We start from the raw sequence: 21,674 nt of genomic DNA, 5'->3' as shown, positions 1-21,674 counted from the left end.
GAGGGTTCGCATATCCTCTAGCCTGTTTTTATCTTATTTTTTCGTAACAACATCATCTACAATCCCATATTCTTTCGCTTCTTCAGCAGTCATAAAATAATCTCTTTCTGTATCATGTGCTACTCTTTCAATCGATTGCCCTGTTTTTTCTGCAATCATTTTATTAATATCACGCTTTAACTTTAGTATTCTTTTCGCTGTTATTTCAATTTCTGTTGCCTGGCCTTGCGCACCACCAAGTGGCTGATGAATCATAATTTCACTGTTAGGGAGCGCAAACCGTTTTCCTTTTGCACCTGATAATAATAACAATGCACCAAATGATGCTGCAAATCCCATGCATAGCGTTTGTACATCTGGTTTAATGAGATTCATCGTATCTAATATGGCAAAACCCGCTGTTGTTGAACCACCTGGGCTATTGATGTATAAATAAATATCTTTCTCTGCATCTTCCGCTTCTAAAAATAATAATTGAGCTACAACACTACTCGCTACTTGATCATTTATTTCTGAACCGATAATAATAATGCGATCTTTTAATAACCTTGAATATATATCATAGGAACGTTCTCCTAATTTCGTTTGTTCTACTACATATGGAATTGCATTCATTTTAAATCCCTCCAATAATTGTTATGCCGCATAAAGCATACAACTGTAGGAAGAAGGTTTTTTCGCATTAAATTGTAAGACTGGCTGTTTAGATGGTAACTTAGTAAAATCTATTATAGGAAGAAGTTTTGTTAATAATTCCGGCTTTTCCTCCCGAATAGAAGTTACTACAACTTCAATGTCATCTGTGAATTCGACTATCTCAATCCCTTCTTCACTTACAGTTTTCAGTCTATTTCTACTCCGAAATAAAGAAGCTTTCACTGCACCTTCTGATACGGAACATACTTTAGCAATATCAGCGATACTATATTGAAAAACATCCTTTAATAAAAAAATTGTGGATTGTTGTACATTTAATGACGATAATACTTTCCCTACCATTTCATGCAAATCTGCAATGTTCTCTTGTGGGTCTTCAAAAGTAATTTGTTCCTTTATTTTTTCATAAACTGATTTTGATTTTATCTGGTCTAACCAACGATTTCTAGCTATTTTATATACAAGCGTCATACAAATATCTTTATTACTATATTTTTGAAGAACTTTACAAACTGTTTCTTGGGCAAGATCTTCGCCGTCCCATTTGTTTTTCGTTAAAAATGTACAGTACCTTTTCAATTCTCCATATTGCTCAATTAAAAAGTTTATATTTGAATGATTCATATCGATATGATTCTTTAAAATCTGAGTTACTTTTGTGCACAAAATAACCACTCCTTTTCAGCGCTTACTTAATTAACGATTAAACAAATAAAAAAGTTACGGGGCATATAAAAAAATTATGTTTATGTTCAATAATTTGCGGTCATAAATATGTTATGTACAATTTTACGTGAGGAGGAACAAATTTGCCAAAATTAACAATTGAAGGTGCGGGAACTTTTGATGTAAAAGAAGGCACAAAGTTAGTATTAGCGATCGAAGATAACGGTGTACACATTCTCCATCGCTGCGGTGGGAAAGCACGCTGCACAACTTGTAGAGTAGAAATTATAGCAGGTGAGTTTTGTGAAGCAAGTTCTAATGAAAAAAATGCAATTACGGAAAAAGGAATTGAAGATCACTTACGTTTATCATGCCAAATGCACGTACATAAAGATATAGTCGTTCGTCCTATACTTACAGTGGAAAATTCAGGTCTAGATGCAGGCCCACGTCCAGCAGAATGATATGCTAAATTTCAAACAGCTCGCTGGTGAATATGCTGCTAACCTTGTCAAAGATGGGATGAAAGTTGGACTTGGTACAGGTTCTACTGTATATTGGACGATACAAAAATTAGGTGAGCGTGTAAAAGAAGGCTTATCATTTCAAGCTGTACCAACGTCAAAAGAAACGGAAGTATTAGCTAAACAACTAAATATCTCTCTAATTTCGTTAAACGACGACGTACAAAGTCTTGATCTTACAATTGATGGAGCGGATGAAATTGATGCTAATTTACAGCTTATAAAAGGTGGTGGTGGCGCATTACTTCGCGAGAAAATTGTTGCCACTTCCTCTAAAGAACTAATTATTATTGCTGATGAATCGAAACTTGTAACACATTTAGGTACTTTCCCATTACCTGTTGAAATTATACCGTTTTCATGGAAACAAACCGAAAGGAAAATTCAATCTTTAGGTTGTCAAACAACGTTACGTTTAAAAAATAATGAAACATTTATTACCGATAACAATAACATGATTATCGATTGTATATTCTCTTATAACATAACTAATCCTACCAATTTACACACTCAATTAAAAATGATTACAGGTGTAGTTGAAACAGGGTTGTTTGTTAATATGACTAGTAAGGCGATTATTGGAACAAAAAACGGGATAAAGGAACTATAATGAAAGCTGACTCTTACAGTCAGCTTTTTATATTTTCTCTTAATGGCGTATCATTATGATATACTATGAAAACAAAAGCACACCACAATAGAAAGGGCTGAACAATTTGCACTCCAAAGTCATAACAGAACTTACAGATTTAGAAACTGTCTTTCATATTCGAAAAGAAGTATTTGTAAAAGAACAAAATGTCCCTCTTGAAGATGAATTCGATACATTCGATGAAATCGGTGAGGAATGTAAACATATTTTAGTTTATTATAACGAGCTTCCTGTAGGTACAGGTCGTATACGATTTATTGACGGCGCAGGAAAATTAGAACGCATTTGTATTTTAAAAGACTATCGTAAATATGGATTAGGAAAAGTAATTATACAATCGTTAGAAGAGATTGCTCGTGACAAAGAAGCTACGAAAGTAAAACTACACGGTCAAACACAAGCTGAAGGATTTTATAAAAAACTAGGTTATCAAACTTCTTCTGATGTATTTATGGAAGATGGTATTCCACACGTTATTATGATGAAAGTATTATCATAATAAAAAGGGTAGTATATGAAACTACTTTATGTATTCATATACTACCCTTTTATATTAATAGAAAAGTGAATTCTCAAGATTTCTTTTTGCATCAAAGCCCATTATCTCTTAGTTCATACCTAGGTAAAGCTTACACTGTTTTCCATAATGATAAGGCATAAATCCAGTTTGGATCCCCATTTCCTTGATAGCTCTGGACTGCTTCATATACTTTTCCTTCGTGTAGAACTCTATCTCCCTTTTCATATGCTTTCTTTGCATCCCAACCTTCATATGAAGCGCTTTCAGTTTTTGTAGTAATTGTGAATATATCACTCTGTACAGATTCATTTCCAGCTACATCAACAGCTTTCACTACATATTTATAAGTCGTATTAGAGAGTAAATTTTTATCCATATAAGCAGTCGTATTAGATGTTGCAATCTTTTTCATTAATCCTTCTGTTTCTCTATAAATATCGTAATGGTCTACACCAATATTATCGTCAGATGGACTCCACATTAAATCTACGCTTGACGCTGTCGTTCCCATACTATGTAATCCTTTTGGTTGTGTTGGTGCTTCTGTATCAGGAGCCTCAACTGTTGTTTTTACTGTAAGCATTGCACTTTCTTTCGAGACATTTCCAGCTGCGTCAATAGCTTTTACAGTATAAGAGTATTTTGTACTTGGTTGTAATTTTTTATCAATAAAATGAGTTCCTGGTACTGTATCAATCATCTCTCCGTTACGGAAGATTTGATACCCTTTTACCCCTACATTATCCGTAGAAGCGTTCCACGTTAGTTCTATACTATTCGCTGTTACGTTTTGTGTCTGAATTCCATTTGGAGTACTTGGAGCTTCTATATCTGGTTTCACATCATTGATAAGATTAATATCAATTACATTATAGAATGCATTTGCTGTATCAGCTACATCCCATACTGCTAAAATCACATGATATCCACTTCGATCAGTAGGTACATTGATTTTGTGAGTTAAATGATTTGAGGCTGCAGAACCATCATGTAGTACAGTTCCAATTGGTTCAAAATCTGCTCTTGTGAGCGCTTTATTTGGATTCCATCCTTTTTTTGTAATATAGTAATGCCATTTGCTCGTTAAGTGAGGCGCTGTATATTTCCAAGTAAAAGTATTTTCCCCGCCTGTGATTATATTTTTAAACCAACGATCAGCTATTTGTTGATCTAAAACACCACCAAATTTACCACCTGCAGAAGCGATTTGGCCATCAACTGGGCCAGCTTGCGGGAACCCTTTTGGAGCTTCCAAACTTTGTGGTTCATACATAACACTTCCGCAGTTTACATTTAGTGCACCATAAGTTGGACTACATAAAGCAGATCGACTACCAGGCTTTTCAACAAAACCGTGTGCGTATGCGTTTTGAGGAATAAGTGTCGTGCCAATAATTCCGGCTGTTAATGCAACAGCTCCTAGACTTTTTTTGTTCATTTTCATGTTTTGTAGTTGTTTTAAAAATCGATTATTCATGTTCCTGTCCCCTTCTTGTTATACTTTGTAGTGTAATGTGGGCTTCGATGTAAAAGAATAACAAGAGACAATCTTGTATCGATGTATGTGTTATTTATTCATACACCATAGTGAGAATATATTTCGTTTCTTGTGAAATATTTCACTTAATGAATATATCATGACATAGAAATCACTAAAATATGTGCAGAAGTTGCGCAGAAACTGTGAAAGCATTACTAACACGTAAAACTATCGCCTAAATTTATAATGCAGATATTTAACCTTTCAAAACAATCGATTCTTCGCTTCATATAACAGAAGAGTGCCTATATCCTTTCATATAGACACTCTTCTCATGTATAATTTTCTAATTATTACTGGCCTGCAAATGTAGTAATTTCATCAACAGCTTGCTTATATCCACCTGCTTTTCGGAAAGACTCCTTCAAATTCAAAGCTGCTTCTTTAAATGAAGGATTATTTAATACGATTTCTACACTTTCACGTAGTTGTTCCTCAGTTAATTCCTTCATAGACAACTTAATCCCAGCTCCGAGATTCTCCACTTGCTTTGCGATTACTGGTTGATCTGCACTTTGCGGAATTACAATGAGTGGAATCCCGTTATATAATCCTTCATGTGTACTGTTCATTCCGCCATGTGTAATAAATAGCTTTGCATATGCGAGTAGTTTCGTTTGTGGTACATAGTTTTTCACAATGAAGTTTTTAGGAATATTACCTAAATCACTTATTTTCGTTTTATTACCAATAGACATCACAATTGTATGATCACTATTCTCGAACGCCTTCATACAAAGTTTATAAAAATCAAGCGCTTCATTGAAAACAGTACCTAATGAAATGTAAATCGGGCTTTTTTCTTCAAGTGTAGTAATATCAAACTCCTTATTTTTTATTTGTGTAGAGATGGATGGACCTACAAATTTAAATGTTTCATCAAACATATCTCCAAAAGGTTTGAATTCCTTTATTGTATACACAATAGTAAGTGGCGCTGGATTACAGAAAACTTCATACTGTGAGTTTATTTCAACACCATATTTTTCTGCAATTCCCTTCGTTAAGCTTTCGAAATCATTATGTATCTTATCCTGAACTTCCACGGGGATATTTTTAGACAAGTGGTCTAACATTTGTTCAAATGATTTTTCATCCTGTGCAAACGATGTACAGGAATTTATTGCTGGAAGCTTTAGAATTTGAGCAATTATATGTCCACAACCAAACATTGAATCATGAATGATGTAATCAAAATGTTCCCCTTCAATTTGTTCAAGAACATTTGGTATAATAACATCTGCCGTATGTAAAAGACCATTTATTCTCTCTGATAAATAATTTCGACCACCAGAAAGAAAAGCTTTTAAAAACTTTTGCTCGTCAATTGTTCGTACAGTAGCACCTGTCTTTTCAATACGATCTCTAAAAGATTCAATTGAAAAATAAACTACCTCTTCCCCGCGTGAAACTAATTCTTCTACAACTTGCAATGTTGGATTTATATGTCCTTCTGATCCAGTATTAACGAATAAAACACGTGCCACTTTAAACACTCCTTAATTTAAATCTTTTTCTAAGTTGTTATTAGAATTATAGGTATTTTGTCTTATTCTTCTAAATGGACCTAGCAAGCCTAAACCCAAGGTCATCTATATGAAATGTAGGATGACTACGGCGACGACAAGTCGCACCGCAACCTCTAGCTGCTTCAGCCCAGCTACCACCTCGGAAAATTCGGTACGATCCATATACCTTTTCATCATACAAATCAAAGCACCATTCCCAAACGTTTCCTAACATATCATACAAACCCCATGCATTCGGCTTTTTTTTACCGATTTCATGAATACGTCCATCTGAATTTTCATTATACCAAGCAATCTCTTTCAGTTCTCCATATATGTATCCCGTAGTTCCTGCCTTACACGCATATTGCCACTCTGCTTCAAAAGGTAATCGGTAGCCATTTGAATCTAAATTACAACTAACAATTAGACCATCTTCACTAATAGAATAATATTCTTTTAATCCCGCTTTTTTGGAAAGTAAATTACAAAATATAATGGCATCATTCCATGAAATATTTACAACTGGTTTATTTTTATCTTTGAATAAATTTGGTTTATTATTCGCAATCGCATCATATAATTCCATCGTTACAACGTACTTTGCTAGAAGAAATGGTTTAACTTGGACTTGCCATTCTTTTTTAATTCGATCATCTCTTAATACTACTTTTCCTTCTGGAATTTTCACCATATTAGAATCAACCGGGCCAATGAATCTATTCAATCCTATCCCCCCATTTTACTTCTTTTTATAATCTAACTATTTATGGTATCGTACTTCTCTAAAAATAGTCTTACTTCATTTGAGGATTTTAAAATAATAACTTCTTTATCTTTACTCAATTGATTTAGCCTCTTTAAAATTGAAGGTCGTTTCGTTTTAGGATATTGCCATATCCATTTGAAAAATTGCAAATCAAACCTTTCTTCACATCCAGCACCCATATCCGGTCTTGTTTTATTCCGATATTGTACAACCCTTTTAAAAGCACGATAAACACATATTGTTCTATGAATATCAAGAAAGATAATTGTATCAGCTGCGTTAATTCTTATGTCCATTGTCCCGCCATAATTCCCATCAATAATCCAATTTTCCCCTTTAACTAATTCATTTTGAACCGTTCTTTGCTCCTCTTTCGGTACACCTTCCCAATTCGGTTTCCAAAATAACGCATCAAGATGATGTACTTTAATATTTAATTTATTCCCTAACTGTTTTGCTAATGTAGATTTTCCTGAACCACCAGAACCTATTAATATTATTTTTTTCATAAATACCCCTTCTTACATCTTTTATTTCTTCCGTAACATAAACTCACAAAACATTCCAATCCCAACACCAATTGTATAAGCAACTAAATCACTCCACAAAAATCCGTAACCTAATACGAGTCCACCTAAGGTTGTTGCACGAATGCTATCTATCCATTCGGCATGGTACAATTGGCTCAATTCAATCCCGTAACAAAACAGCAAACTTATAAAAGCCAATTTCTTCGTTTCCATTTTAGGAAATAAAAATCCGAATCCAGTAAAAATCATACATGCCCATAAAGCATCTCCTAAGTAGTCATTTAATAGATGAGGTAACGTAAATGCAAATTTTCTGGAACATAGACCTAAAATAATTACAACTATAGTAAACAATGCATATAATAATCTATTTCTTTTCATATTCATCTCAATATCCCCTAATATGTAATTTAAAACTGTAAATAGCTAGTAAAATATAATTATTTTACTAGCTATTTTTAATGGCTTTCATAATAAGAAAATGTGGGTTTGTATTTAGATAATGATATGATTTTTCGTTTACTTCTCTCATTTTTTCAACCGGCCTCGGTTCCTCCATTTTATCTAACACAAAATAATTTGTTGTTTCATTAATTATATCTTGGAGTGATCTTCTAAAAAAGCTAACTTCTATTGTAATATTTGGTTTAGTCCACGTATCTACTAATAATTGTTTTTCAAAATAATTTTTACAAGGAAACTTTGTAAAATCCATAAAAGGATGATGAATGGAGTATATAAATTCGCCACCTGGCTTCAATACTCGATGAAACTCCTGAAATACTTTATTCCAATTTTCTAAGTAATGAAGCGTTAACGAACTTACAATAACATCAAAAGTATTATCTTCAAATGGTAATACTTCTTGCAAATCATGACAAAGAAACGTTGCTTTATTACCCGTACTTTCCTTTGCAGCTTTTACCATTTCAGAACTTACGTCAATTGCAGTAACATTTGCTCCCCCTTCTACAAATTGAGTAGTATACCACCCAGCTGCACATCCAGCATCTAATATACTCTTCCCTTCTAAATTCTTTGGAATCATCTCCATCATCGCTGGTCTTTCATAATAACTGTTATATGGATTTGCCAAGTCTAGATTTTCTTTATATGTACTCGCTAATTTATCATATGTATCTTTGATCGTGTCTTTCATTACTTCCACCCCTTATACATATTAATCTAATAACTCTTGCTGCTTTTTCTTTGAAAATGATTGTAGAACTAAATCATATGACCAATCAATCATCTTATTAGTTTGCTCTTGCTCTACATCTTTATGTATATACACTGTATTCCAATGCTTTTTATTCATATGATACCCCGGAATGATTGCTTCTGGATACTCTTCTCTTAATCTTAATGCAAGTTCTGGATCACATTTTAAAGTAATCGCAGCTTTTTCTCCTTCTTCATGGTTTATTATCGCAAATATTTTATTATTAAGCCTCATACATGTTGCATTCCAACCATCAGGAGAATCTTCAGTCGCTTTTCTTTTTGATAAACAATATGTTCTTGTTGCATTCATTTTCATTGGCACCTCTTATTCTTTCACTATTTGATTTCGATGCATTACAATTTGTTTCGTCGCTTGAAATTGGTGTTCACCATAAAACTTTATTAATTTCTCTCCACAAAATAGACTAACAATATGAACATGAGAAATCTCTTGAAGTAACATTGTAAGCATCTTCTCCCCAATCCCTTTATTTCTTACAATCTCATGCACAACAACATCTTCTATGTACGCTCGAAAAACACCATCAGAAACAACTCTAGCAAATCCGATTAATTCATTTTCTTCCCATACCCCAATTGCTATACTATGCTTTAACATTTTTTGAATATCGATTTCTTTTCTTTCTGGCCACCAACCGACAGAGTCATAAAGTTTTTTTATTTTTCCTACGCAGATTGGTTGTTCATGTTGTAATTTATACGTGTACATTTTCTTTCTCCCATCAAATTACTCATTATATTTATTTTGTCTTACTTTACTTCCTTCAATATAAGCTATAGAATCCAACCTGTTATTAAACCCTTTATAAAATTAATTTATAATATAGATATTACAATTGCAATATAAACAGTCCCTCTCTCATCCTTTCCTATTTCTTCTATATTAAAAATAGCACATAATATATTAAGTTGACTAATGATAAAAACCGCCCAATAGGACGGCTTTTATCTTCATTTAACTTCATACCACCAACCTTTTCGATCAAGCCAACCCTTCATACCGTTTAATTGCGCATCGCTAGTTGGATCCGAAATAAAATACGTTAAGCCATCCGATTGTAAAATGAAGGTAGCGGTCATTTTAACTGATGTTAATGCTTTCATAGCTTCAGGAGCCTCATATGGTGAAAAAGCACCTGATTGAATGATGTTTTGTTTAGAAACTTGTGCTTGTACATTCTCTTGTTTTGGTACTGATTCAGTAAACCAGGAAAGTGGTTTATTTCCTATTAATTGATTTAAATCACATTTGCCGATACCTGGTACATTACCTGTCTCGGTGTATTGCCAAATATCACAAGGATATGCTGGTTTATTACCGCCATACCTAGGAATCCATAAAAAATCACTTTTTACGTTCGCCATACCGAAAGGCTCATATACATGATGCCCAACATATAAGCCAACTTTCTTAGCACCTAATCGGCGTAACTCGTCGATAAAAGCTTGTGTACCAGCTCTCATATCATCTATTGTTTTCACTTCTACGTCAGCAGCCCAAACTGTAGCACTCTTATCACCGCGATTCCAAAAATCTTGCGCTTCCTTCTTCGCATCAGCAATTGAAATAAAGCGACAGAATGCATAGTTACCAAATGGAATATTTCTAGTTTTCATTGCTTGGACATAGTTTTTATATAAAGGATCTACATAATTTGATCCATCTTGTACCCTAGCGATTACGAAATCTAGTTGTGGAGCTGCTACATCCCAGTTAATGTTACCGTTCCATTTCGAAATATCTACAATATAACCGATTGCTTAACACCTCCTTTATTAGTATTATATTCAGAGCTCGTCTTATTGCTCTTCCACTCCTAAAAATTCAATAGTATTTGCTAGTATATATAGTAAATACGACAAGTGTCTTCAACAAAGACAGTAACTCATTTCCATTAAAAAAGAAAATCATAGCTATACGAATCGTACTATTTGTCCCCATAATTACATCAGGTTGAGTAGTTGCTTTAAAATTAAAATAGCATCACCTTGTTTGGTGATGCTTTTAAAATCAATTTTTCTTCTAGAGCACGAATCCAATCACTATAACCGCTTCTCTAAAAAGTGTTGACTATATCCTTTAGGATGATCTTCAACAACACCATATTCTCGGTAGCCGTGCTTTTTATAAAAATCTGGCGCTTGAAAACTAAATGAATCTAATAATATTAATCTACACCCTTTTTTCTTCGCGATGTCTTCGATTTTATGTAACAGTTGACTGCCATAACCATCATGACGAACTGTTTCATCAACCCATAAAAAATCTATATGAAGATGATAAAAATACATCGTTCCTGTTACCCCACCAAATATTTTTCCATCCTCATCTTTTACTACGAAACTTACTTGCTCCATCGGCTGTTTTTCTTCATCTCTTAAAATCGACATGTTATATTGAATTACTTTATTTTTTATGTATTCTCCTTCAGTTCGAGTACCACTTTCTATATGTTTCATATATTTCTTCCTTTCAACTTAGTAAGCTACCTTTAATTTTTACTTTTCCTTTTTATAATACTAATAAATACGAATCCACCATAAGTAACAAAACATGAAAAACCAATTATCCCTGGTACAGAGACATAGCCTATTGTTATATAACTTATAACAGCAAAACTAACGATAGACAATAAAATAGATGGCCAAAATATAAGTGCTGTTTTTCTTCGTCTCTGTTTCGATGTACTTGCTTTCTCTTCAGAAACACGTGTGCCAAAAAGCAATACAATACAAATGAGGATTGCTGCAAAGTAAATCGTATCCAATGACAGATTATGATCATAAATCGCGATTCCAACTTCAATAGCGATAATTGTTAAAATTAATATGATAATTGTTGAAGTTTTTAAGTTTCTATTCAATTACTTGCCCCCTAGAATGCTTTCACTATATATATGTCGTATATGTACTTCAAAGCTGATGCAATAGTTTCATCGGCTTCTTTATTTTCAAATCGATTAGACAAATCTTTTCCTCCAATAACATAAAGAAGCGGAAATTCATTAAACACTCCTAGTATACCAATATTTATTATAGCTTTTGGCAATCCACCTGTCATATGTGCTAAATGATTATGCGGTATCCCCTCATATTCTCCTTGCTGCCTTACCATTCCATTTATTATTGGTTCCCATAATTCCGGCTCAGTTTTATACCCTCGAAAAATTTGCACTAAAAGTGAATGTATTCCATTTAACTCTCCAACATTTTGTTCATCTCTAGGGTTTTCTTGAACATGTATGTTAGGGAAGTACGTTGAAACATACTTTCTAACAGTATCCCATCCTCCGCAGTGCAATACAATCGCCTTTGCAATATAACTGTCATGACACGCTATCATCACTTCAACAGCTTTACTGAGTGATATTGTATCTCTTCCTTGCAAATGTGGATATAATTGTGCACTATCTTCTTTTGGATTAAATTTAATTTGGTGAAGCATATCATTCCAACTAATTTGTTTATTTTTTACCATGTTTGCTACTGCAAATCCAATTGCCACTTTTGCTGCTGATGCTAAAGGAACATATAGTTCATTATTATAGGAGGCAATTATATCTTCAGATTTTGTAGAAGACACAATCACTCCAACTTGACCAGATTGTATTTCTTTCATTCTTTCAATGACAGTTTGCATATTCGCACCTCTTTTTATATTGTTTTATTACATTCTTAAATTTCGATATAGAATGTATAAAACCTTTTTTGTTACTTGATATGTATGCATACAATAAAAAAGATAGCATGAAACTTTCCCATGCTATCTTTCTAAATTAAATATTAAGCAAAACTCAATAATCTATTCTTCCGTAGGTTTTTTAGGACCTTTAAGCTCCAATTGATAAAAAGCTAAATCTAACCACCTGTTAAACTTATAACCAGCCTTCTTAATTGTCCCCGCATGAACAAATCCATAGTTTTCATGTAAGGCAATGCTTTTCTCATTTTCTGCATCAATTCCAGCAATTAAGGTCATATATTCCCTTTCTTTTGCAACTGTGATCAATGCTTTCATTAAAGAAGCTCCTATCCTATTTTTTCTATATTCCTTATGAACATACACAGAATGCTCAATTGAATATTTATAGGCAGGCCAAGCTCTAAACGGCCCGAATGTCGCAAACCCTACTACTTTATTATCTAATTCGTATACTAAAATTGGATAACCTTCAGCCTTTTTTGTTTCATACCAGTCTATTCTATTTTCAAGGGTTACAGGTTTATACGTATATACGGCTGTTGTATACAGTATGGCATCATTATAAATATCTAACATGTATGTTACATCTTGTTTCCTTGCTTCCCTTATCATCGTTTTCTTCCTTTCCTAAAGTTTATCTTCTTTCTTTTCACTACTACATACGAATACGAGCTTTTCGAAAACCATCAAATATATTTAATGCAGCAGATATAATGTAAATGATAATACCTCCACCTATTAACCACGTTTTAAATTCCTCTGGAGAAGTAGTAAACACATTTGCCACAAACGTAATAAATCCTTCGTTAAATAAATGCGGATTTACTACAATTACAATGAATACTATTGTTCCAGCTATTTGAAGAAAAGCATTCCCAATTGCCAACTTTTTCGTCCATTGTCCCTGTACTAACTTATAAAGAGATATACCTATTTCAAAAACAATCATAATTACAACGATTGGCCAATACTGAAGTAACACATCTTGATTAAAAGTTGGCGCGACAAACTTCAGTCCGTTTTCTGTACCATGATATACACCTACAAGATGATTCGCATAAAAATAAAGTGTTGCCCATATTGCCGTCCACATTAACCCGCCAAATACTTCGAACTTTGAGATCGACTTTTTCTTTGGAACATACGAAGTATTTTTCAAATCATCAGGCGTCCATTTTTTTAAACTTGTCGTCAACGGTTGGGTACCTTTGTCTTTATCTGTTCTTTCTAAAATTGCAAATACAAGTGTCAACCAGAAAAACACATGGAGGACTACTTCGATAATTTCCCCAATTCCTTTACCTATCAAATTTAAAATAACGTTTAATACCGCTTGCTCACCATTATATCCTACAAAATTTTCTGCAACCATTGCAATGAGTGCGATAACAGTTGCAATTGGTATAATCATTTTTAATAACGTCGTATATACATCAAAATAACGTGGTCCAATTAAATGCATCGGTCTATCCAAATATCCATTAGCCAATGAAACGGGACTTCCTAATTTTTCAAGAACTCTTTTTTCGTCGTTTTCACTATAATCATCAGGTAACATATCCTCGATTGTTGACCGTAATTCAAGAATAATATCTTCACGATTTTTTTCAGGTAATCTCTTCGCTACTTCTTCTACATAAATATCAATCAAATTCATTTTTGTCCTCCTCTTTTAATAAGTTATAAAGCTCTTTCGAATCCTTTATCCATTCTTTCTTCAGCTGCAAAAATATCTCTAATCCGTATTCACTTAAAACGTAATACTTACGAGGTCTACTCTCCGTTTTATCCCAACTACTTGTTACTAGCTCCTGCTTTTCTAATCGGCGAAGTAGTGGATATAAAGTACTTTGATCGATTATAACCCCTGATTGTTCCAATAATTGGACAAGTGAATACCCATACTGCGGTGTTCTTAACTGGCTTAAAACCGCTAATGTTAATGTACCTCTTCTTAGTTCAGTAATTAACGAATTTAATAAAGCATCCATTCACTCACCTCATTTTCATTACTATATGTCATACAGTATGTGTTTTATACTATGTATCGTACAGTATTAGTGTGATAAAAACAATACGTATTTACAAAAAATAGATAACAAGAAAAGCACAAACTATATAATTTGTGCTTTTCTTGTTAATTTAAACGGCTATTACAATCTTAATTTTGTACCTCGTGTAATATAAACTCTCCTTTTTCTTTAGTAAATGGGGTAACACCTACAATTGCCTCAATATTAATTACTCCATATACATGCGGATATTCTTGACCGTTAGAAGCAAGTTCGTATTTTATTTCTGCTTTTATTAAGGATGGATCGATTGTCAGTAATAAAACATCTTCTTCATGATTAAAATATTTTTCAGCAACTTTTAAAGCTTGCTGTAAAAATGAACAATGAATAAATCCCCCGTCTTTAAGTGAAGCTTCATTAACTTCTCCATCTACCTTTGCGATTTCCCAATTTCTTTTTGTTATTACCTTTGTAATCATAGTTAGTTTCTCTCCAAGTCTTTATATAGAAAAACAAGAGGTTTTTCTTTTTGTTACTAGAAAACCCTCTTGTTTTTCATATTTATTTTAATCCTTTTATTAAAGACGATGCTTCTCCGCTATGGAAAATCCATAAATCATGGAGCGATCTTGTACATCCGACATACAATAACTTCGCATCGTGTTTTGTATTTTTATAATGTTCTTCGTCAACATCGATTAGTAGAACGGCATCAAATTCTAGCCCTTTCGCCAAGTATACAGGCACTACTGAAATACCACCTTCATATTTACTTTGATCTGCTTCAATGACGTTTACAGCCAGTCCGGCATTTGTTAATTTCTCATATATATCGCGGCATTCATCATCTGTTCTTCCTATTACCGCAATTGTTTTCACATCTTCGTTTTGTAGATGTTTTAACGTCTTCATAATCTCATTAAATTGATCTTCTGCATGGATTACTTTAACCTCTTCACCACTACGAAAAACTGGTGTTGCGAGTCCAACTGGAATCTCTGCATTTTTAATTATTTCGTTCGCAAATTCTATAATTTCTTTTGTAGAACGATAACTTCTCGTTAATTCATAATAACCTGTTTCTTGAAATACTTCCTTAAAAGCACTCCAATCTTCAATCCCTTGATAATCATAAATTGCTTGAGATAAATCACCTAATATAGTGAAAGAATTACCTAGTGTAATTTCTTTTAATACATACACTTGGAATGGTGAGAAATCTTGTGCTTCATCAATAACAACGTGATGGAATTTCTGTCCGATTTCAATACCTGTTATGCGGTGATGTATGTAAATTAAAGCTGGTAAATCTTCTACATACACTTCTTTTTTACGACAATTCTTTTCAGTTTCTTTTACAAGTTCTTCAGGCAATATTTCGAGTATTTCTTTACTTTTCAATATTGAACTATATAGTGAAAGTGCACTCATTTTCGGCCAAAACTTCATATAGGTGTTCAATCTCTTTGTCGCTTCTTTTTTTAATAATTTCTTCTCGTTTGTTTCTCCATACTTTTTCAGTTCAATTTCAATCCAGCGCTTCATTCGGCCGACTAATCTTTCTCTTCTTTTCTTTAATGGATAGTGTTTATATTCAACTTGCATCCATTTTTTTATGTCTTCTACTGGAATAATAGCTTTGTCCCATGCCTCAAAATCACTTGTTGGTATTAATTCTTTTTCAAATTGAACCATTCTCTCTTCAATAAAGGACTTAAATTCCAGCGTGCCTTTCAATTTACCGAGCATAACCTTTTCTTCATCACGATTAATAGAAAATGCTTCTTTCAATTTTTCTTCTGTCTGCTTCAGTTTCACCGAATCATCTAACATGCGTAATGCCCAATCCGGAAATGTTGTTTGACTAATATTCCCGACACCTAATTCAGGAAGTACACTCGAAATATAGTCCAAAAACAGACTATTCGGAGCGAATACAATCATTCTCTCAGCTTCCAGCTGCTCACGATATTCATAAATTAAAAAAGCAAGGCGATGTAAAGCGATTGTTGTTTTTCCGCTCCCTGCAACCCCTTGAATTAATAATGGTAAGTTTCTTTCCGCACGAATAATATCGTTTTGCTCCGATTGTATCGTTGAAACAATATCCTTTAGTTTATTATCTTTATTCTCACCTAATCGATATAGAAGAAAATCATCGGCATGCGATACATCTTCATTTCCTTTTACATATGTATCAACAACACGTTCTAATTCTCTTTTTCGAATAGAGATATTTCGCTTTAAATAAACATCACCTTCTACTAATCCATCCGGTGATTGATAAAACGCTAATTCTTCACCGCCGGTAAATGAATAAAACATACTTGCGACAGGTGCCCGCCAATCAATTACAATTGGTTTCATCGTATCTTTATGTGAAACACCTACTTTACCGATATAAATCGGCATAACGTCTTCCTTTCCATCCTCCTGAAAATCTAATCTTCCAAAGTACGGCTCTTGTACACCGATACGTAAGTTTTGCCTATTAGATTCTCTCATACTTTCAAGAATTTGTTCTTTAAAATCATCTCCATAATAAACTGGAATTTTTTCAAGCTGTTCTAATTGATCATCCATCGTACGTAATGTATCTTTCATTTTTTGTAACTCTTCTTCAAAAATGTTGTTCATTTGATGATTCCCTCCTGTCCGTTCTAATTTTTCAGTCGAAATATAATTGTATTAAAAATCCATTTATAAAGTCAATAGTTTCAATTTAAATTTTCCGAAAAAACTCACTTTTCATCTTTCTAATTTTGAAATCTTATCGTTATTTTTACATTATAAGAATATAAAACATCTAAGTTACAACACTTTACATATAATAAAATAATGCATATAAATACTATTACTTTCTATTAATAATAACGATTTATACACTAACTTACTAAACTCTCATCTACCTTTCTATCGATTTCCCCCTTTCACTTGTAAAATAATGAGAAGTGTCAATAGGTAAATACCAAAAATAAAAAAGGAGTTTATTCGAAATGACTACAACCAATAGAAAGCATGTAAAGTTACACTTAATTATTTTTGTGTTAATTGTGCTAGCAAGTGGTTGGATCGGTGTATTTCTTGATTCTCTTCTAACAGATCAGCCTGAAGGAAATTCTTTAGGCATGGGCTTATGGCTTATACTTCCTTTCTTCGTCAGCATATTACTTAGAGTTCTTAGCCGAGATTGGCATGATTTTGGTATTAAACCAAATTTAAAAGGAAGCTTTAAATGGTATTTCGTAGCAATACTTATTTATCCATTCGTTACACTTATAACTATAAGCTTAGCTCTATTTTTCGGAGTCGTTAACATATCTAACTTTGAGATATCCTCATTATGTTCACTCATACTCATGTCTACTATAGGTAATTTTATTAAAAATATTTTCGAAGAGTTCTCTTGGCGCGGTTATTTAACCCCAAAGCTTATTGAATTAAAGTTAAACGATTGGCTAATTTATTTAGTTTCTGGTTTTATTTGGGCTCTTTGGCATGCTGCTTATTATATAGTCTTTTTACCAAATGAATATTTCGAATCCATTTCAAGATTAAATATGCTTTTATCAGGCTGTATACTTATGGTTTGTTGGTCTATTATGTATGTCGAAATATATAGACTTACAAAATCTGTGTGGCCATGTGTGTTCATGCATGCACTTGAAGACGCCGTACCTACTGTTTTAATAACTATAACCGGTATTATTACGCTTACAAATAGTAGTGATTTTTGGTTAAATCCTATTAATGGTGTCGTTGCTACTTCTTTATTTCTTGGCATCGGGATTGTACTAAGATCTATAAGGATAAAAAAGAACGACAATTAAATACGAAAGACAGTCAATTATTCACACTATAAAAGTAAAAAAGAGTAAGGAATTAATCCTTACTCTTTTTTACTTTTATACGATATGATAAACATTCATTTAATGACGCTTGCTCTTTATATTTTCCCTCTTCAAAGTCATACGCTCCTCCTGGGAAAATTCCAACTATACTGAAATGAGCCTCTGCACATAAATTACTAATCTCATCTATCGTATAGCAACGTAAAGATTGTGTCACGATATCATTTGAAGAATCTGTTTCCCACCAGTGGTCCAGCATCCTAGCATTTTCACTATCATATTCATATTTTCGCATTGCAGAATAAATCGGCATTTCTTGTCCATTTGCTTTTTCCCAATATAATGGTTGATAAATATCAATAAGTGCACACCCATCATCTTTCAACCAATTATGGATTCGCTTTAATAAAACCAATTGTTCTTCATCTGTTCCCACACCAAATCCGTCTAAATAACTAACAACATCAAACTTTTCTTCAAAGTTAATTTTATAAAAGTCAGCACAATGAATCACAATGTCGTTAGTAGAATGTTCTTTAGCAAACATAACTAACTCTGGTACAAGCTCAACCGTAGTCATTTTTATATCCAAATTAGACATCGCTCTTGCAAACCCGCCATTTCCAGCACCTAGTTCTAACATCGTCTGAAATGGATATCCCACTTGCTCTTTAATTTCTTCAGCAACTTCCTGTAACCAATTTTCATTATTTATATCATGGCTTAGTAATTCAAATTGTTTTTTATAAAATTCTTTTACATTTAATTCGTTCATTATTATTCTCCTCCTGTACGTTATTTTTCTACTACAGGTGAGAAACTAAATTTCTGACACCCATGAAAAACCCTCCTTTTTATTCCCCTATATTTACAATTTATCAAAATAATAAGAAATTTAAAAGTCTAAATATAAAAAATAGATAATGGATTATTCCACTATCTACTCTTTAGTTACTCTTATTTTTCTTTTTGATACTCCACCCAATCTCCAGAATCAATCACTTTCAATATCATCTTTTTATCTTGAGCGATATATACATATGCCTCTATTTCCCTATCAGCAGCATATACTGTTTGCTTGATTCGATCATATAAATCATTCTCCGCATTACCTGTATATTCTTCTAGTTCATCTAACTTACGCAATATCTCATCATTTACTTCATAAACTTCACCATAGACCTTTTCTTCATTTGAATAAATCATCGCCGGATAGCCTTCGTTTGTATCAAATAATTTGCCATACGTCCACGCTCCGTCTGCGATGCATATTGCACCTTGCATAAAATGAGCATTCGTTTGCTCTTTTCTTAACGTGCCATACACAAAAACGTGATGCATAAATCCCTATCCCCTTTACATGTCACTACTTTCTAATTTGTAAATAAGCACGAATCATAAAGTAACTCACTTCATTCGGAAGTTGTTCCTTTATAGATTTCAAACCACCATCAGCATTTTGCACAGCAGTTTCAATCAGTTGTTCATATTCTGCAGGAACAAAACTGTTCCAGTCTACTTCCATTCCATCTTCAAAACAACGAATTAAATGATTTTCAATCGTTTGTCTTGATAATCCACGTTCTTTCGCAATTTCATCTAGATCAATGCCTTGTTTATACATTTCATACGTTTCCAAATGAGAATTTGCTGAAGCTTTCCCTGACTTCTTCCGCTCTGACACCACTTCTGTTTTAATAGTTTCAGCATAGTTTGGGTTTTCCTCAATAAAGTGCTGAACTGCTTGTAAGAAGTGAGAACCATACTTCACAAGTTTATGTTCACCAATCCCTTTCACTGTTAAAAGTTCAGAGTCACTTTGCGGCATTTTTGCACACATATCTTTCAAAGTTTGATCAGAGAAAATAACGAATGGAGGTACACCTTCTCCTTGCGCAATTTCTTTACGTACTTCGCGAAGCACTTCAAATAAAGGATGATCTTGAACAATTTGTCTTGTCTCTACTCGTTCTTTACGTAAAACAGTCTCTTTACCTAATAATACTTCTTTCCCTTTTTCTGTTACTTTTAATGTTGGATACGTACCATGTTCAACTGCAATTAACTCATCTGAAATTAGAAACTCAATAAATTCACTAACTTCTTTTACGCTACGATTTGATAGTAACCCGTATGTTGGTAAAGTATGAAAATTGAATTCAATCACTTTCTTATTTTTCGAACCAGTTAAAACTTGTGCAATCATTTGTTTTCCAAATCGTTGGTTCGTTCTAATCATGCAAGATAGAACCATTTGTGATTCTCTCGTCACATCGATACTTTCGCGGTCGTCCGTACAATTTTCGCAGCGGCCACAATCTTCTTTCGGTTCTTCTCCAAAGTATTGCAAAATAAATGATTGTAAACATTGTTCTGTATGACAGTAATCAGTCATATTTTGCAGTTTTTCAAGTTCATTTGAAAATCGAGATTCACCTGTCGATTGATCAATTAAAAAGCGCTGTACTTGCACATCTTGAGAAGAATATAGCAATATACATGCACTATCTAATCCGTCACGGCCAGCACGTCCTGCTTCTTGGTAATAACTTTCCATATTTTTTGGCAGTTGATAATGGATAACGTAACGAATATTCGATTTATCAATCCCCATACCGAATGCAGATGTCGCTACCATTACACTCACTTCATCACGTAAAAAGAGTTCTTGCTGCTCATTTCGATCGGTATCACTCATACCAGCATGGTATTTTGATACAGATACTCCCGCTTTCATTAAATCCTCATACAATTGATCAACTACTTTTCTAGTAGCTGCATATATAATCCCAGATTCTTTTTGATTTTGACGAATATAATCCGCTAAATATGCATTACGATCTTGTCCTTTAATAACAGAAAATGATAAGTTTTCGCGCTCAAACGTTGTCATAATCGTATTTTCTTGATTAATTCCAAGCGTGTTGCAAATATCTTCACGAACTTGTGGTGTCGCCGTCGCAGTTAATGCTAGTACGAGCGGCTTTTCTGGAAGATAATCTAATATGCGATGTATATGTAAATAACTCGGACGGAAATCATGTCCCCACTGCGAAATACAGTGTGCCTCATCAATTGCAATCATCGGAATTTTCATATCCATAAGTTGATCAACAAACTCCATTGAATCAAGACGCTCCGGCGCCACATAAAGTAACTTATAATGTCCTTGTTTTGCCAATTGAATTCGTTGATTCGCTTCTGTAATAGAAATAGAACTATTAATATAAGTAGCTGAAATACCGTTTTGCACTAATGTATCTACTTGGTCCTTCATAAGTGATATTAAAGGTGATATAACTAACGTCGTTCCTTCGAATACTAATGCGGGAATTTGATAACAAATTGACTTACCACCACCCGTAGGCATAATACAGACTGTATCTTTCCCATCTAATACATTTTTAATTGTTTCATCTTGTCCTCTTCGGAATGACGAATAACCGAAATAAGACGCTAAAAGTTCTTGTGCTTTTGTAAACAAAAAAGAGTCA

At 33.5% G+C, this 21,674-nt stretch carries 26 protein-coding genes; 4 read left to right on the top strand and 22 right to left on the bottom strand.

The window, feature by feature from the left end:
• Positions 1–33: 33 nt before the first annotated feature.
• Positions 34–615: an ATP-dependent Clp endopeptidase proteolytic subunit ClpP gene (gene clpP / locus QEP67_RS13950; RefSeq protein WP_000991621.1), complete on the bottom strand. Its 582-nt coding sequence runs from the start codon at positions 613–615 to the stop codon at positions 34–36.
• A 21-nt stretch (positions 616–636) separates the two neighbouring features.
• Positions 637–1,323, bottom strand: coding sequence for an RNA polymerase subunit sigma-70 (locus tag QEP67_RS13945; protein ID WP_000337525.1), 687 nt, complete (start codon positions 1,321–1,323; stop codon positions 637–639).
• A 143-nt stretch (positions 1,324–1,466) separates the two neighbouring features.
• On the opposite strand from QEP67_RS13945, the gene QEP67_RS13940 reads away from it, so the two are divergent.
• The 3 genes from QEP67_RS13940 to QEP67_RS13930 all read left to right on the top strand — a co-directional run bounded on the left by QEP67_RS13940 (position 1,467) and on the right by QEP67_RS13930 (position 2,998).
• Positions 1,467–1,787, top strand: coding sequence for a 2Fe-2S iron-sulfur cluster-binding protein (locus QEP67_RS13940; protein WP_001125375.1), 321 nt, complete (start codon positions 1,467–1,469; stop codon positions 1,785–1,787).
• A gap of 1 nt (position 1,788) precedes the next feature.
• Positions 1,789–2,457 carry a ribose 5-phosphate isomerase A gene (gene rpiA / locus QEP67_RS13935; protein ID WP_000931539.1) on the top strand — a complete coding sequence of 223 codons (669 nt, stop codon included), beginning with the start codon at positions 1,789–1,791 and terminating at the stop codon, positions 2,455–2,457.
• A gap of 106 nt (positions 2,458–2,563) precedes the next feature.
• Positions 2,564–2,998 carry a GNAT family N-acetyltransferase gene (locus tag QEP67_RS13930; protein WP_000555786.1) on the top strand — a complete coding sequence of 145 codons (435 nt, stop codon included), beginning with the start codon at positions 2,564–2,566 and terminating at the stop codon, positions 2,996–2,998.
• Between the two features lie 130 nt (positions 2,999–3,128).
• Here QEP67_RS13930 and QEP67_RS13925 read toward each other — a convergent pair whose 3' ends face one another.
• The 17 genes from QEP67_RS13925 to QEP67_RS13845 all read right to left on the bottom strand — a co-directional run bounded on the left by QEP67_RS13925 (position 3,129) and on the right by QEP67_RS13845 (position 16,966).
• Entirely contained in the window at positions 3,129–4,496 is a 1,368-nt protein-coding gene (locus QEP67_RS13925; RefSeq protein ID WP_048566256.1) for a lytic polysaccharide monooxygenase, read from the bottom strand.
• Between the two features lie 356 nt (positions 4,497–4,852).
• Positions 4,853–6,046: a macrolide family glycosyltransferase gene (locus tag QEP67_RS13920; protein WP_000124916.1), complete on the bottom strand. Its 1,194-nt coding sequence runs from the start codon at positions 6,044–6,046 to the stop codon at positions 4,853–4,855.
• Between the two features lie 70 nt (positions 6,047–6,116).
• Positions 6,117–6,794: an SUMF1/EgtB/PvdO family nonheme iron enzyme gene (locus QEP67_RS13915; RefSeq protein WP_001078764.1), complete on the bottom strand. Its 678-nt coding sequence runs from the start codon at positions 6,792–6,794 to the stop codon at positions 6,117–6,119.
• A gap of 32 nt (positions 6,795–6,826) precedes the next feature.
• Positions 6,827–7,345, bottom strand: a complete 519-nt coding sequence (locus tag QEP67_RS13910) for a DNA topology modulation protein (RefSeq protein ID WP_000720540.1) — start codon at positions 7,343–7,345, stop codon at positions 6,827–6,829.
• Positions 7,346–7,366: 21 nt separating this feature from the next.
• Positions 7,367–7,753 carry a DUF2809 domain-containing protein gene (locus tag QEP67_RS13905; protein ID WP_001056435.1) on the bottom strand — a complete coding sequence of 129 codons (387 nt, stop codon included), beginning with the start codon at positions 7,751–7,753 and terminating at the stop codon, positions 7,367–7,369.
• A gap of 61 nt (positions 7,754–7,814) precedes the next feature.
• Positions 7,815–8,525, bottom strand: a complete 711-nt coding sequence (locus tag QEP67_RS13900) for a class I SAM-dependent methyltransferase (protein WP_000655481.1) — start codon at positions 8,523–8,525, stop codon at positions 7,815–7,817.
• A 21-nt stretch (positions 8,526–8,546) separates the two neighbouring features.
• Positions 8,547–8,900, bottom strand: a complete 354-nt coding sequence (locus QEP67_RS13895) for an MmcQ/YjbR family DNA-binding protein (protein WP_033658841.1) — start codon at positions 8,898–8,900, stop codon at positions 8,547–8,549.
• Positions 8,901–8,915: 15 nt separating this feature from the next.
• Positions 8,916–9,320 (bottom strand): GNAT family N-acetyltransferase, encoded by a 405-nt coding sequence (locus QEP67_RS13890; RefSeq protein ID WP_000288955.1) that lies wholly within the window; start codon positions 9,318–9,320, stop codon positions 8,916–8,918.
• Positions 9,321–9,562: 242 nt separating this feature from the next.
• Positions 9,563–10,369: a GH25 family lysozyme gene (locus QEP67_RS13885; RefSeq protein WP_033658753.1), complete on the bottom strand. Its 807-nt coding sequence runs from the start codon at positions 10,367–10,369 to the stop codon at positions 9,563–9,565.
• Positions 10,370–10,654: 285 nt separating this feature from the next.
• Positions 10,655–11,071 carry a GNAT family N-acetyltransferase gene (locus tag QEP67_RS13880; RefSeq protein ID WP_000680429.1) on the bottom strand — a complete coding sequence of 139 codons (417 nt, stop codon included), beginning with the start codon at positions 11,069–11,071 and terminating at the stop codon, positions 10,655–10,657.
• Positions 11,072–11,103: 32 nt separating this feature from the next.
• Positions 11,104–11,475 (bottom strand): hypothetical protein, encoded by a 372-nt coding sequence (locus QEP67_RS13875; RefSeq protein ID WP_048566251.1) that lies wholly within the window; start codon positions 11,473–11,475, stop codon positions 11,104–11,106.
• Between the two features lie 11 nt (positions 11,476–11,486).
• On the bottom strand, positions 11,487–12,251 hold the full coding sequence (locus QEP67_RS13870; RefSeq protein WP_001195220.1) for a serine hydrolase: 765 nt from the start codon (positions 12,249–12,251) through the stop codon (positions 11,487–11,489).
• A gap of 162 nt (positions 12,252–12,413) precedes the next feature.
• Entirely contained in the window at positions 12,414–12,926 is a 513-nt protein-coding gene (locus tag QEP67_RS13865) for a GNAT family N-acetyltransferase (RefSeq protein WP_000617498.1), read from the bottom strand.
• A 43-nt stretch (positions 12,927–12,969) separates the two neighbouring features.
• Positions 12,970–13,971 carry a membrane protein gene (locus QEP67_RS13860; RefSeq protein WP_001048854.1) on the bottom strand — a complete coding sequence of 334 codons (1,002 nt, stop codon included), beginning with the start codon at positions 13,969–13,971 and terminating at the stop codon, positions 12,970–12,972.
• The gene (locus QEP67_RS13855; protein ID WP_000339355.1) at positions 13,958–14,305 is read right to left on the bottom strand and encodes a PadR family transcriptional regulator; all 348 of its coding nucleotides are present in this window, start codon (positions 14,303–14,305) and stop codon (positions 13,958–13,960) included. Before QEP67_RS13855 ends, QEP67_RS13860 begins: the two co-directional genes overlap by 14 nt.
• 170 nt (positions 14,306–14,475) lie before the next feature.
• A complete protein-coding gene (locus QEP67_RS13850) occupies positions 14,476–14,808 on the bottom strand; it encodes a DUF952 domain-containing protein (protein WP_000629074.1) in 333 nt (110 codons plus the stop codon).
• An 82-nt stretch (positions 14,809–14,890) separates the two neighbouring features.
• Positions 14,891–16,966, bottom strand: coding sequence for a 3'-5' exonuclease (locus tag QEP67_RS13845; RefSeq protein WP_001059501.1), 2,076 nt, complete (start codon positions 16,964–16,966; stop codon positions 14,891–14,893).
• Positions 16,967–17,325: 359 nt separating this feature from the next.
• Here QEP67_RS13845 and QEP67_RS13840 point away from each other — a divergent pair, with 359 nt between their 5' ends.
• Positions 17,326–18,159: a type II CAAX endopeptidase family protein gene (locus QEP67_RS13840; RefSeq protein ID WP_002108163.1), complete on the top strand. Its 834-nt coding sequence runs from the start codon at positions 17,326–17,328 to the stop codon at positions 18,157–18,159.
• A 52-nt stretch (positions 18,160–18,211) separates the two neighbouring features.
• On the opposite strand, the gene QEP67_RS13835 is transcribed toward QEP67_RS13840, so the two are convergent.
• The 3 genes from QEP67_RS13835 to recQ all read right to left on the bottom strand — a co-directional run bounded on the left by QEP67_RS13835 (position 18,212) and on the right by recQ (position 21,664).
• Positions 18,212–18,955: a class I SAM-dependent methyltransferase gene (locus tag QEP67_RS13835; protein WP_001004296.1), complete on the bottom strand. Its 744-nt coding sequence runs from the start codon at positions 18,953–18,955 to the stop codon at positions 18,212–18,214.
• A 182-nt stretch (positions 18,956–19,137) separates the two neighbouring features.
• Positions 19,138–19,521, bottom strand: coding sequence for a gamma-glutamylcyclotransferase family protein (locus QEP67_RS13830; protein WP_000546569.1), 384 nt, complete (start codon positions 19,519–19,521; stop codon positions 19,138–19,140).
• A gap of 25 nt (positions 19,522–19,546) precedes the next feature.
• On the bottom strand, positions 19,547–21,664 hold the full coding sequence (recQ, locus tag QEP67_RS13825) for a DNA helicase RecQ (protein WP_000494296.1): 2,118 nt from the start codon (positions 21,662–21,664) through the stop codon (positions 19,547–19,549).
• Positions 21,665–21,674 lie beyond the last annotated feature (10 nt).

It is taken from the genome of Bacillus cereus group sp. MS39 (genome assembly GCF_040448665.1).
Taxonomy (GTDB): Bacteria; Bacillota; Bacilli; order Bacillales; family Bacillaceae_G; genus Bacillus_A; species Bacillus_A wiedmannii.
This window is presented reverse-complemented; position numbering and strand designations above follow the sequence as displayed.